11 protein-coding genes are annotated in these 13986 nt (G+C 38.2%); all 11 read right to left on the reverse strand.

What is annotated here, in order from left to right:
- Position 1: 1 nt before the first annotated feature.
- Complete coding sequence (locus tag QUG14_RS15855; protein ID WP_289341484.1) at positions 2-835, reverse strand: carbohydrate ABC transporter permease; 834 nt, start codon at positions 833-835, stop codon at positions 2-4.
- A gap of 12 nt (positions 836-847) precedes the next feature.
- Positions 848-1792 (reverse strand): carbohydrate ABC transporter permease, encoded by a 945-nt coding sequence (locus QUG14_RS15860; RefSeq protein ID WP_289341485.1) that lies wholly within the window; start codon positions 1790-1792, stop codon positions 848-850.
- Positions 1793-2269: 477 nt separating this feature from the next.
- A complete protein-coding gene (locus QUG14_RS15865) occupies positions 2270-3883 on the reverse strand; it encodes a response regulator transcription factor (protein ID WP_289341486.1) in 1614 nt (537 codons plus the stop codon).
- Positions 3861-5693, reverse strand: a complete 1833-nt coding sequence (locus QUG14_RS15870) for a sensor histidine kinase (protein WP_289341487.1) — start codon at positions 5691-5693, stop codon at positions 3861-3863. The genes QUG14_RS15865 and QUG14_RS15870 overlap by 23 nt, the downstream gene beginning before the upstream one ends.
- A 93-nt stretch (positions 5694-5786) precedes the next feature.
- Positions 5787-7139, reverse strand: a complete 1353-nt coding sequence (locus QUG14_RS15875; RefSeq protein WP_289341488.1) for an ABC transporter substrate-binding protein — start codon at positions 7137-7139, stop codon at positions 5787-5789.
- Positions 7140-7241: 102 nt separating this feature from the next.
- The gene (locus QUG14_RS15880) at positions 7242-7883 is read right to left on the reverse strand and encodes a YesL family protein (RefSeq protein WP_289341489.1); all 642 of its coding nucleotides are present in this window, start codon (positions 7881-7883) and stop codon (positions 7242-7244) included.
- Between the two features lie 159 nt (positions 7884-8042).
- Positions 8043-9455 (reverse strand): sigma-54 interaction domain-containing protein, encoded by a 1413-nt coding sequence (locus QUG14_RS15885; protein ID WP_289341490.1) that lies wholly within the window; start codon positions 9453-9455, stop codon positions 8043-8045.
- A gap of 78 nt (positions 9456-9533) precedes the next feature.
- Positions 9534-10310 carry a 3-hydroxybutyrate dehydrogenase gene (locus tag QUG14_RS15890; RefSeq protein WP_289341491.1) on the reverse strand — a complete coding sequence of 259 codons (777 nt, stop codon included), beginning with the start codon at positions 10308-10310 and terminating at the stop codon, positions 9534-9536.
- Between the two features lie 51 nt (positions 10311-10361).
- Complete coding sequence (locus QUG14_RS15895; RefSeq protein ID WP_289341492.1) at positions 10362-11798, reverse strand: GntP family permease; 1437 nt, start codon at positions 11796-11798, stop codon at positions 10362-10364.
- A 289-nt stretch (positions 11799-12087) separates the two neighbouring features.
- Positions 12088-13269 (reverse strand): acetyl-CoA C-acetyltransferase, encoded by a 1182-nt coding sequence (locus tag QUG14_RS15900; protein ID WP_289341493.1) that lies wholly within the window; start codon positions 13267-13269, stop codon positions 12088-12090.
- A gap of 51 nt (positions 13270-13320) precedes the next feature.
- On the reverse strand, positions 13321-13986 hold the full coding sequence (locus QUG14_RS15905) for a 3-oxoacid CoA-transferase subunit B (RefSeq protein ID WP_289341494.1): 666 nt from the start codon (positions 13984-13986) through the stop codon (positions 13321-13323).

Raw genomic sequence — 13986 nt, forward strand, 5'->3', positions numbered from 1 at the left:
CTTACCCTTTGACTCCTCCTAATGCAATTCCTTCAATTACCTGTTTTTGTCCGATAATAAATACAATAACTAAAGGAAGAATGGCAGATACGGCAGCAGCCATAATCAAGGAGTAGAACTCACCATTAATGGTTGTAAATTTCTGCATGGCAATCTGAATCGTTAATAAACTATCCGTACGTAAGAAGATAAGTGGATTTTGATAGTCATTCCACGTCCAAATGAAACGAAGAATACCATAAGTCGCAATGGCCGGTTTCACGATTGGCAATGCAATCGACCAAAAGATTCTCCAGTGACCAGCACCATCTATTTTTGCTGCTTCAATATAATCGTTATGAATACTAATAAAAAATTGTCTTAACATAAATGTCCCTAATACACTGAAACTTCCAAGCATGATTAGTCCAAAGTGGCTGTCGAATAAACCAATCTTTCGGAATAAAATGAACTGCGGCACAAGAATCGCTTGTGGCGGCACCATATATGTTGCAAGTACAATCATAAAAAGGAATTTTCCAAACGGAAACTTAACTTTTGAAAACCCATAGGCCGCAAGAGCTGAAACTACCACTGAAACGCATGTTGTGATAACCGTTACTTTTATCGTATTCCAGTAATAGACATAAAATGGATAGTCTCCAAACCATACTTCCTTATAGTTGTTGAAACCATTCGATCTTTCCGGAATCCATTGAATCGGAAATTTAAAAACATCTGCTTCAATTTTAAAAGATGTTGAAAGCATCCACACAAACGGCAAAAGGAACAAAACGCTGCAGACAAGCATAACAACAGTAATAATACCTTTTCTAATCATTATTGAATTCGCCATTGTTTCCCCTCCTTAATAATTCACCCATTTTTTCTGTCCGATCCATTGGAAAACGGTAATTCCGAATACAACGATGAATAGGACGACAGCCATGGCAGAAGCATAGCCAATCTTCAAGTTCACGAAAGCAGTATCATATAAATTCCAAACAATCATAGAGGTAGAGTTCATTGGTCCGCCTTTTGTTAATACAGCAATCAAGTCAAAAACCTTAAAGGTAGAAATGATACCGGTAATAAATAAGAAGAAGGATGTAGGAGAAATTAGTGGTAAAGTAATATTTCTGAACTTCACCCATGCATTTGCCCCATCAATATCGGCTGCCTCGTACAAATCTCTTGGAATTGATTGTAGACCTGCTAGATAGATAATCATGTTAAAACCAATTGAAATCCAAATTTGGATAATCATTATCGAAATAAGCGCGAAGTTAGGATCTGCAATCCATAATGGAGGATTTTCAATCCCTAATGACTTTAGCACCTGGTTAATCGGACCAGCGGATGGATGGAATAAAACCTGCCATACCACTGCAATTGCCACAACACTTGAGATATACGGCATGAAAAACGCTACTTTAAAAAAGCCCTTCATATAAACATTTTTGTCAATTGTAATCGCTATCAACAATGAGATTGCCATACAAATCGGTACGGTTAAAACGAAAATGGCATTATTTCGCAATGATTTTAAGAAAACAGTATCTTCAAATAATCTTGTGAAGTTATCAAAGCCAACCCACTTTAGCTGTGAAAGGGGGGTGATGAAACTCCAATCCGCAAAGCTTAGCGCAAATGTTGCAAAAATGGGGAGTAGTACAAGGATTGAAACACCTATGAGCATTGGGGATACAAAAAACAAGCCAACCAAATTTTCATTTTTCTCTTTGACTTTTTTTATCTTTCCTGTTTCTTCTACAACCTTTACAGGTGTGGTGAGTTCTGTTTTAACACTCATTTGATTCACCTCAATTTTTAGTATAGTTTTATTATAAAATAGTAATAGATTTCTTTATTAACGGTATTTTGTTCTATATAACTACAATTTTGACTTCTTGAAAAATAGGCCGTGTTAATGGGTCAGTTGATTGGAGCTCCACTAAGGAAAGCTTCTTCGAATAACCACCGCAGTGACAGGCGGTCTATGCCTGTCGCGAGGCACTTCGCTTTCCGCAGGCGTTGCGGTGAGCCTCCTCGGCGCAAGCGTCTGTGGGGTCTCACCTGCTCCGTACTCCTGCAGGACATTGATTTTTACATCCTGAATACGCCCACGCACGAAGAAAATGCGATAGCATTTTCGAGGAGTCTTCGTGCCTTCCGCTCCAATCAACTGAGTGCCAAATCAACATATAGCTTTAACACAGCCAAAATAGAAAAAGCCCAGTACCTTTTTGGTCTGGACTTAAAACTAAATCTATTTGTTATAATCTAATTTCTATGACTTTCCGCCTCTGTATTCGATAGGTGTGACTCCTACGTAGTTTTTAAAGATTTTGATAAAGTAGCTTTGATTATCGTATCCTAGCCGTTCACATATTTTCCCTACTGAGTCGGCGGTTTGTTCGAGCAGTTCTTTTGCTCTGTTAATCTTCATTTTGGTTACATACTCAACAAACGTCTCACCCACTTCTTTTTTAAACAAGCGGCTGAAATAACTTGGATTTAAATATAAGTGGCTTGATACTTCATCAAGGCTGATTTTCTTTTCTATATTCACCGTAACATACTTAATGGCATCTAGGATTTCCTTGCGTTTTGTCTGCTCATATACTTCTTTGACAAATGACAGGATCGCCTTAAAATAATTGATCAGCCATGTTTTCAATTCATCGATAAATTGAATATCAAAAATCTCATTGTGCATATAATCAAACGTTTGCTGTGAACGAAATAACTGTAAGGCATGCAGCTTTACCCTTAAATCTAGTAATAATTTTAACACCCAATCCTTTACCAACTCGGGGGTAAATTGTCTTTCCTCCAAAAAGGCGACCCATTTATTAACATATTCACTTATTCTAGATTCGTCTCGAAGCATTATGAGTTCCCTCATCTCTGCAGCCGCTTCATCATACTTAGAAAAAAGATCTTCCGTAGGTGCTTCTTTTGGTTCTTTCCGTTCAACAATCGTGCCAGGATTCAGATAAAAACTCTGATGGCTGCAATTTAAAAGTAGTAATAATTCCTGTTTAAACTCATGCATGTTCGTGCAGCCATCACCTGTGATAAAAGAAAGTGTTATGTTTAATGATCGTTTTAATGCATGTTGAATCCTTTTCATACCTTCGCTTACATCAGAAAGCGCATTCCTTTTTAAAATTAAGGATGAAGGGAAAAAGAAAAATAGTTCCTTTGCTCCATGTTGGAAGTGGACGGAACCTGGATAGCAGCGTTCAATCTCCTCTGCCACCACATTATTAATTGCAAAGTTCAAGGTATCCTCTGATAAATATAGCTCCTTTAATGTGCTGTAATTATGAATCATAGCCAAGGATCCAATATATCCACTTTGGTCTAGATGAATGCCTAAGGATTTGGCCTCTGCCAGCCAATTCATCTCGTTAATGTCTGGCTGCTCAATCGTTTTTTTTATGAACCTTTCTTTCACACTTTCTTTATTTCGATCTAGCATATTCTGAATCTGTTGATGCCGGATCATTCGATTATTTTGTTTATCCAGTGTATCCTTAAATTTCTTGATTAAGTTACGTAAATCATCTGGATCAAAGGTATCCTTGACTAAGTAGTCCTGAACTTGAAGTTTCAATGCCTGCTGTGCGTATCCAAAATCTGCATGGCAAGATAAAATAGCAACTTTTAGATTTGGGTTTTGACTTTTTAACTTTTTCGTTAGCTCAATTCCATTCATTTTAGGCATACCAATATCCGTAATTAAAATATCAGGCATTTCATCCATCGCTTTTTCAAAGGCACTGGCACCATTTTCGTGTGTACTTTGAAGTGATACACCCAGCTGTTCCCACTCTATCGTTTCGGATAACAACTGTAATACTGGATAATCATCGTCAACTAGCATTACTTTGTACATCAGAATTACTGCCCCCTTTTTGAATCGTCAATATTACCTTTGTCCCCTCACCGGGCAAACTTTTTATGTCCATCCTAAAAGAGCCGCCGAAGGTAATAAACATTCGTTCATAAACATTGGATAGCCCTAAGGAAGAAAATCCTTTGTTATTCGTATTCGTGTTATTGTCTGTACCAGTTGATTCAACTAGTTTTCTTTTTAATTTACTTAGTGTATCCTCGTCCATCCCTTGACCATTATCCTCAATCATAATAACCAGTTGATTGTCCCTTAACTCCGTTCTTACAACAATCGTTCCTGCACTTTGGTTGAGGCCGTGAATAATTGAATTCTCAATAATAGGCTGCAGGATAAAGCGCGGAATCTGCAATGAATACGCCTCTTCATGCACGGATATTTCAACCCTTACCTGTTCTTTTTGCCTCATATTCATGATGTTAATATAATCTAATACAATTTGGACTTCTTCACGAAAGCTAATGACTTCTTTGTTTTTATCAATGGTCATTCTTAATAATTTTGACAAGGAACTAATCATGTTTGCACTTTCCTTATCACCTTTTACTAGTACCTTCATTCGAATAGAATTAAGAACATTGAATAGGAAATGAGGATTTATTTGTGCTTGCAGCATATCAAGTTCTGCTTTTCTTTTTCTCTCCTGTGTATCTGTAATTTCGTGAATCATCTCATTAACACGGTCAAGCATATGATCAAAGGATTCAGCCAGTTTTCCCACCTCATCCCTGCCCCGCAAACGGGAACGAATCGCCAGATTACCTCGTTTAACAGCTTCTGCTATTTTCCCTAAGTGGACAATTGGTTTTGTAATCGTTCTCAGCAAGGATGCCATTAGAATAAGAAAAATGGTGAATGATACTATTTGTACGGTGAACACTTTACTAAATATTGAATTAATTTGGTTGATAGCTTGTTTATACGGAACAAGAGATACAAGTTTCCAGCCAGTAAATGAGATATCGTGTTCAGCAATCAAGTAATCTTTGTCTGAAATTTGGAAAATATTTGAGGAATTATTCTTGGTAAGCTGCTCACTATACTGAAATTGTTCACCGATTTTTAAATGGTCACGATGTGAGAGGATTTTATTTGATGAGTCTAAAATCATCATCTCCTCATGTCCCTTCATATTCTCAAATATTTGGTTTATCTTCGTTTCCATAATCGTAACGATTACGTACCCATAAATCCCTAAGTTACCATCTCTTAATGTTCTAGCAACGGAAATTTGATAAGGATTTTCTCTCTTGTCAGATTTAAACAGTGTTGGCTTACTTTCAATCCAAACAGATTCATAGCCCTGTAATTGATTTAATTTTTCAAACCATTTTTCTTTGAGCATCCCACTTGGATCATAATCATATGTTGAATAATTTTTGTACGATTTACCGTTCTTTAAAAGGATGGTTACATAAGACTTTTCTCCTACTAGTGTGATATTTTCAATTGTTTTATTGATTTTACTATCATCCATATAGTTTTGATACTCTGTACCGTCTACTTTCGTACTTAGAGCTTTTTCTTTTAAAATGGTATTCATTTCCGCATCAAGTTGAACAAAGTTGGTAATATAGAGCATATCTTCTAAGAGTTTCTCCACATATTCATTAGCAATGATTAGCTCCCGATTGGCATTGGATAACGCTTGGTCTTTTAACGTATCTTTCGTTAAATAGTTATAGATAGATAACGAGATTATCGCTGGTATGATTAAACAAATAATAGAAATGAAAATGACCTTAAAGCGAAAAGAACGGGGTTCAAACATACGCTGTTTACCCTCTTTCATATGCAAACCACCCTTTGAATAGAAAGATGGGGTTGTAATCAATTACAACCCCTTTTCTTTCCATTATTCTATTAATCTGTGACAATGTCTATACTATTTGTTGCTGTCAATAATTTCCTGGAATCTTTTTTGAGAAGCCTTAATGGTTGCATCGATATCCTGCTCACCAAAGATTAGCTTTTCGTATTCCTCATTGATTACTTTATAAAGCTCAGACTGATAAGAAACTGGTGAAATGATTTTTGATGATTTTGCGCTTGTTAACACATTTACTAGTGAATCTTTATCAACCTTCTCAGGATTTTTTGTTCCACTTAGAATCTTGTCAATGATAGTTGTTAATTCACTATCGCTTACTTTATTCCATGAAGGGATATTCTTACCTTGAACAATTTGCCCTTCAGTTGTGTACCAGCGAATGAATTTATATGCTGCTTCTTTATTCTCAGAAGTGTTTGCAACCGACATAAAGTCTGTTGTTACCGGTGTATAACCGCCCTCATCGCCACTTTCATTTTTTGGATATGGAGCAACAGCCACATCGAATTCTAATGGGAACTGATCAGTACCGCCAAGTTCTGTATTCATCCAGCTGCCAATAAGGATTGAGCTTGCATCTTGACCAAAGAACTGGTTACGGTAATGTAGCTTCTGGGATAAAATATCTGTGTATGGAACAGCAGATTTATCTTCTTTTTCCATTTGTACTCTTAATTCAAGCGTCTTCTTAAATAATGGACTATCAAGATTTGATTTACCATCTGCAGTTGTGAACTCAGTATTATCGGCTTCACTAGCTAATGCAAGTTTCATAAACTCCATCCAGCCGCCGCCTTGTGGTCCGTGGAAGTAAGTTCCATAATGATCTTTTGTAGTCATAGCCTTTGCGTATTCTGCGAATTCATCCCATGTCCAATCCTTTGGTACCTCAAGACCAGCATCAGTCAAATGGTTTTTATTAAGAAGAACATACCATGGGTTGAACTTACCAGGCAGTGCATAATACTTTCCATCTATCTGTGTATCAACTTTGTATTCTTCTGTAACTTTGTAAGCTTCTTCTTTAATAAATTCATCAATTGGTGCAACCATGCCCATGCTTACACGCTGTGCATAACTTGCAGGGTCACTGAACATAAGAACATCTAATTGTTCTCCAGAAGCCGCTGCTAGGTCAAGCTTTTTAAGTGCTTCTTGTGTATCTCCCTTTTCACTGAGGATGACTAATTCTACTTTGATGTTAGGGTTCTTTTCTTCAAACGCTGCGATAGTGCTTTTCCAGTTGTAGGATGCTTCGTTTCCATGAGTGTGGAATTTGATTGTAACTTTCTCGTCCTTTTTTGGTTCTGACGATGCTTTTTCCTCACTGCCGCTGCCAGAACAGCCAGCTAGGACTAAACTAAATAACATAGTAAAGATTAATAATGACCAAATCTTTCTCTTCATTCCTTTTCCCCCTCAATGTTTTTACCTATCAATTATTTGAAAACCCTTACACTGCAAGTTTAGCAAATTCAAAATTGTTACTCATACCAATAAATTTACTCATTATAATACTTTTTTGACTACTACATTAAAATCCTTCGTTATTTTTTCAAATAGTAAATTGGATATATACATGAGAACATAGCTTAAACCGCTTCCAAAAAAGAGAATTCCGACTCCATTAAAGAAAATACTGAGTGCTAAAATACATATGGCTGCAGAGATCATCACCATCGTATACAGCGGATAGGAGATTCCGAGTAAGAAAGCTGTTTTAATGTATTGTAGTATCTTATATTCATATTGAACATACACCGGGAAAACAAATAACGTAACAACTAGAAAAAGGAAAACAACACCTATTAAGCAGCCCATTAGTATCGGATACAACGATCCCTGCACAGAGCTGATTAATCGCCAATCTAGGTATAAAATAATGCTACTCCCTGCTAATATAAATCCTAGAGAATTTGCTTTCCAAAACTCTTTTTTATATGTGTTCCAATACGTTGTTAAGACTGGTAAGTCGGTTTCGCCTTTTATCCATTTACGAATAATCGTGAACATTGCCACAGTTGCAGGTGCAGCACCAAGTACAAACAATCCAAGAACCATAAAAAACAGCCATAAGAGGTTAATATAAGCTAGTCGTGTAATCCATTGGCAAATGCCTAGTAATTTTCCCATCCAATCTGTTGAATCCATAACTGTTTTCTCCCTCCCTATTACTACATGTTCCTTTATTTTAATAGAAAAATTTTTATTTGTTTAATTAATTTTTTGACTTCTTTAGCAAAAATCTTTACCTATTATTTTGCGGGCATAAAAAAAAGAGCAGCATCGATTTTAGAAACTGCTCTCATTTCAACTAATATCATATATTTTGCATTTTTCGTAAAACCTTGTTTTTCCTATTTCAAGTAATTTAGCTGCTTCCTGCTTATTTCCATTGGCAAGAGACAGAGCATTTAGAATGGCTTGTTTTTCCACTTGCGCAAGTGTTTCTTTTAATGACTTAACGGGAATGTCTGCCATGTTGACAGATTCTCTCACTGTTGATTTTTCAGGAACACTTCCTGTTTCATCATCGCGTAAATACAACGGTAAGTGTGCTAATTCAATTTTATTCCCATCTAAAACATTGATAGACCTTTCAAGGACATTCTCGAGCTCTCGAATATTCCCTGGCCACTTATGCTGATAGAGTCTCTCAACTACCTCAGTAGAGAGCTCTATCCCTTTACGATAGAAATTTCTTTCCAGCTTTTCTAATAGATTAATGGCGATTAACTCGATATCGCCATTACGCTCTCTAAGCGGGGGAATTTCAATTTTAATTACATTTAAACGGTAATATAAATCTTGACGAAATGTTCCTTCTTCTACCATTTCCTCTAGGTTCCGATGTGTTGCCGCAATGATGCGAACGTCCACAGGAATCGATTTTTGACCACCAACAGGCAGTATCTCCCGTTCCTGTAACACTCTTAAAAGCTTACTTTGCATTGCGAGCGGCATATCACCAATTTCATCCAGAAAAATCGTTCCACGATTGGCCATTTGAAATTGACCTTTTTTCCCACCCTTTTTCGCACCTGTAAAGGCGCCATCATCATATCCAAATAATTCAGATTCAAGTAAATGCTCCGGAATGGATGCACAGTTTATTGGAACATAGGGAAATGATGCACGTGCACTGTTGTTATGAATAGCAGAAGCGAACAACTCCTTACCCGTACCTGATTCTCCTAGCAAAAGAATAGCAGATTGACTGCCAGAAACTCTTTCAGCTAACTTTTTGACAGCCGTGAAAGAAGGACTATTTCCAATTAGGTTGCTAAAGTAATATTTGCTTTTAACATTTTTTCCAGCCTTTGTTTTATAGTAATTCACTTCTTCAACGAGATGCTGAATTTTATTTTTGTATAACAACCAATCCTCAGGATTACGAAACATAACGGTTCCAACTGCTCCTACTAATTCACCATCAATAATTAGCGGATAACGGTTTGCAATCATATCACTGCCGTTAATTGGATGAAGCGCAACCAACTCTTTTTGGCCAGTTTTTGCAACGATATGCATACGCGTGTTCTCTATTACATCCTGAACGGGTCTTCCTATTGCGTTTTCAACGGTGGTTCCTAGAAATTCACAGTACGCCGAATTGATATAAAGGATAACTCCCTCGGTGTCAACAACGACAATTCGTTCACCTGCAAGATTAATAATTTCTTCAAACCAATGATATGGGATTTTTCCTAGTCCATGTTTCATATCTATTCACCTTAGTAGATTAGTTTATTTCCATTATAACAAAATCCTGTTCGGGTAACCCGAGCAGGATTTCTTTTATTATTGGACAGTGTAACCACCATCAAGAATAACGGCTTGACCTGTAATTCCTCTAGCTTTATCACTTGCCAAGAAAGCTGCATAATCGGCAATTTCAGATACCGCTAACAGCCTCTTTTGAGGTACTAGCGTGAGAAGTACATCATCGATTACACGTTCTAAGCTTACATTTCTAGTTATCGACAAGTCTTTAAGTTGGTTTCTAACCAGTGGTGTATCAACATACCCCGGGCATAGCGCATTTACAGTGATCCCATGTGTAGCGCCCTCTAATGCCGCAACCTTTGTTAATCCAATCACCCCATGCTTCGCACTATTATAGGCGGCCTTACCAGCAAAACCAATCACACCGTTAATCGATGCCATATTGATGACTCTTCCAAAGCCCTGTTCTTTCATGATAGGGAATACATGTTTAATCCCAATAAACGGAGCAGTCAGCATAACTTTTACCAAGAACTCAAATTTTTCAGTAGGGAATTCCTCAATTGGAGAAACATACTGAAGTCCAGCATTATTTACTAAAATGTCGATTCTTCCAAACCTGCTATTTGCAGATTCTATCGCATTCTTGAATGCTTCCTCATCTGTAACATCACAAGGAGCAGAGAATGCTTCATATCCTTGCGCTTGTAGTTCTTCTGCAACAATGTCACTCTTCTCTTGATTTAAATCAGAAATAACCACTTTTGCTCCCTCTTGTGCAAAAGTCTTAGCGATTTCCAAACCTATTCCACTGGCAGATCCAGTAATAAACGCAACTTTTCCGACTAACATATGTGGCCCTCCTAAAATATCTATTTACTAAGCTAACGTATGTTTTTAATTTTAAACAATTCCCAAGAATGTATAGACGGCAATAACGAAGAATACAGCGATTGTTTTAATGATTGTAATCGCAAAAATATCACGATAGGATTGTTTATGAGTTAATCCTGTCACCGCTAAGAGTGTAATAACTGCCCCGTTGTGTGGAAGTGTATCCATACCGCCTGAAGCCATGGCAACAACTCGGTGCATAACTTCAGGTGGAATATTGGCTGCTGCAATTGCCTGATTGTATTTATCAGCCATTGCCCCTAATGCAATCCCCATACCACCAGATGCAGAACCAGTAACACCTGCAAGTGCACTAGTTGTAACAGCACCGTTCACAAGCGGATTGGTGAAAGTGGTTGAAATTCCATCACTAATTTTTGCAAAGCCTGGAAGTGCAGCAATAACCCCGCCAAAACCATATTCAACACTTGTGTTCATCGTTGCAAGAAGTGAGCCGCCAATACTTTGGTTTAGTCCTTCTTTAAATTTATGGGTTACCCGTTTCCAATCATATAAAAGGGATGTAATAATACCGGCTACTAAAGCCATTTCAATTGCCCAGATGGCCGCACTCGCTGTGACGTCTACTGTGTATGGTAAACCTATAGCTTCAAAATCAAATCCATTTGGATACCATTTCGGGATAAATGTAATGAAAAGTTTATTTGTCACTCCTACAAGAATAAGTGGCACAAACGCTAATATTTGTCTTAAAACAGATTGATTAGAAGTTAAATCAGGAACTGCTTCTTCTTTTTCAATAACTAGTTCTTTTTCTATAGCAGCAGCATTCTCAGCACCAAAGCCATAATAGCCTTCACCAGCTTTTTCTGCCTTTTTCCTTCTCATTTCCAAGTACAATAAACCCAGAGTTAATACAAAAATTGCTCCAATAATTCCTAGGATTGGTGCTGCATAAATATCCGTTTTAAAGAAATTGATTGGAATTACGTTTTGAATTTGCGGCGTTCCTGGTAATGCATCCATCGTGAAGGTAAAAGCACCAAGTGCAATAGTACCGGGAATAAGTCTTTTTGGAATATTTGCTTCTCTAAACATTTGGGCTGCAAATGGATAAATAGCGAATACGGCAACGAATAAACTTACACCGCTATATGTTAAGATTGCGCCAAGCAAAACAATGGTAAGCATGGCACGTTTTGCACCTAATATACGAACAATGGTCTTCGCAATTGATTCCGCAATCCCTGACATTTCAACTACCTTACCGAAGATAGCCCCTAGTAAGAAGACTGGAAAGTATGATTTGATAAACCCGACCATTTTTTCCATAAACACACCAGAGAAAAACGGCAATACTTGACTCGGATCAATAAATAAAACAGCTAAAATTGCACATAATGGAGCGAATAAAATGACAGAAAAACCTCGGTAGGCGGCGAACATTAGCAGTCCAAGCGCCAGAAGAATAACAATTAAATCCATTTAAATCCCCCTATACCTCTTATTTTGCAAGCTTCAAACAAAGTACCCCTTTAGTAAGCGTTTTCATCTAATGCCTACGCTTCTAATAATGCAAGTTCTATGCCAAACTTTTCTATAATCTTAAAAATAGTAATATTCATTCTTATTATACTAATTAAATACTAATATCTAGTTGGTTACTATGATAAAACTAGTAAACATTCTTTAACTGTTTTTCCGGAAATACGGAATAATGAGGATTTGAGATTCCGCAATTACGGATTTTTCCGTTTTTGCGGAATCAATTTTACTATTCCATTTCTACAATCGTAGCTATTCCTTGCCCGCCGCCGATACATAAAGCCGCCAATCCATAGCGGGATCCTTGACGTTGCATTTCATGCAATAGTGTCACTAGAACACGTGCGCCGCTCGCACCGATAGGATGTCCCAATGCCACTGCTCCGCCATTAACGTTTAGTTTGTCATTTGGGATCTGTAGATCACGCCCTACTGCTAGAGATTGGGCAGCAAATGCTTCATTTGCTTCAACTAAATCAATATCTTCCATCGAAAGCCCCGCTTTTTCTAGCGCCTTTTTGGTTGCTGGAACAGGTCCAATACCCATTATTTTCGGGTCAACACCCGCTGTTCCGTTCGCGCGGATTACAGCCATTGGTTTAATTCCAAGTCCACTGGCTTTCTCCCGGCTCATAAGCACTAATGCAGCCGCACCATCATTAATACCTGAGGCATTCCCAGCGGTAACACTTCCGTCCTTTTTAAATGCCGGTTTCAGCTTCGCAAGTTTTTCTGCACTGACTCCTGCTCTTGGAAACTCATCAGTATCAAATACGATTGGATCTCCCTTACGCTGTGGGATATAAATAGGCACGATTTCTTCCTTAAACTTTCCTTCTTTTATCGCATTTTCTGCCTTTTGCTGGCTCCATGCTGCAAATTCATCTTGTTCTTCTCTAGTTAGTCCATATTGTTCAGCGATATTCTCAGCGGTAACACCCATGTGGTATGAGTTCAAGGCACATTGCAAACCATCCTGTATCATGCTGTCGATAACCTTTCCATCTCCCATTCGGTAGCCTGTGCGTCCTTTCGGCAGAAGGTATGGAGCTAAACTCATATTTTCCATTCCACCAGCAACGACAATTTCTGCTTCTCCCGTTTGGATTGCTTGTGCAGCCAAATGTACGGCCTTTAAGCCTGAACCGCAGAGTTTGTTAATTGCCATTGAAGATACTTCATTCGGAAGACCGGCTTTTATTGCGGCCTGGCGCGCTGGTCCCTGACCAACCCCTGCTTGGAGCACGTTACCCATGATTACTTCATCTACTTGTTCGCCTTTAACACCCGCACGGTTTAAGGCTTCCTTAATCACAACAGCACCTAACTCAGTCGCTGGTGTATCGCTTAATGCGCCCATAAAATTTCCGATTGCTGTACGAACAGCACTTACAATTACAACTTCACGCATGTATTTTTCCTCCTGTACTATGCTTCTACTTTTCTATGAATCTGTATAAACTTAACCGACCAATTCTGCTAAAATGTTAGGACCAATTTTAAATGAGGCTTCTGTTTTTCCCTTTACTGTTTCAAGGTTTACACCCTCTTGAAGTTCTTCCAAAACAAGTCCTTCTTCCGTTACACGAAAAACGGCTAGTTCTGTCACAATCAGGTCAACTACACCTTTTCCCGTAAGCGGTAAGCGACATTCCTCTAAAATTTTAGAGGAGCCATTCTTCGCCGTATGCTCCATTGCAACAATGACTTTCTTTGCTCCTGTCACTAAGTCCATTGCTCCGCCCATTCCTGGTACCATTTTTCCTGGCACCATCCAGTTAGCAAGATTTCCCTTCGCATCCGCTTCAAGTCCTCCAAGGACAGTTACATCAACATGACCGCCACGAATTAACTCAAATGAGAATACACTGTCAAAGAATGCACCACCAGGCAGGATTCCCGAAGGCTGCCCTCCTGCGTTGACCAAATCCGGATCAATATCTCCATCTAAAGGACCAAGTCCGACATAGCCATTTTCAGATTGTAAAATAACATTTACATTTTCAGGCAGATAGTTTGGAACCATTGTTGGTAAGCCGATTCCTAGGTTAACTACGTCACCGTCTCTCATTTCCTTTGCCACCCGGGCAGCGATAATTTGTTTTGGATTCACTAATGTCTGTAACAT

Source organism: Neobacillus sp. CF12 (genome assembly GCF_030348765.1).
In the GTDB taxonomy this organism is placed as follows: Bacteria; Bacillota; Bacilli; order Bacillales; family Cytobacillaceae; genus Neobacillus.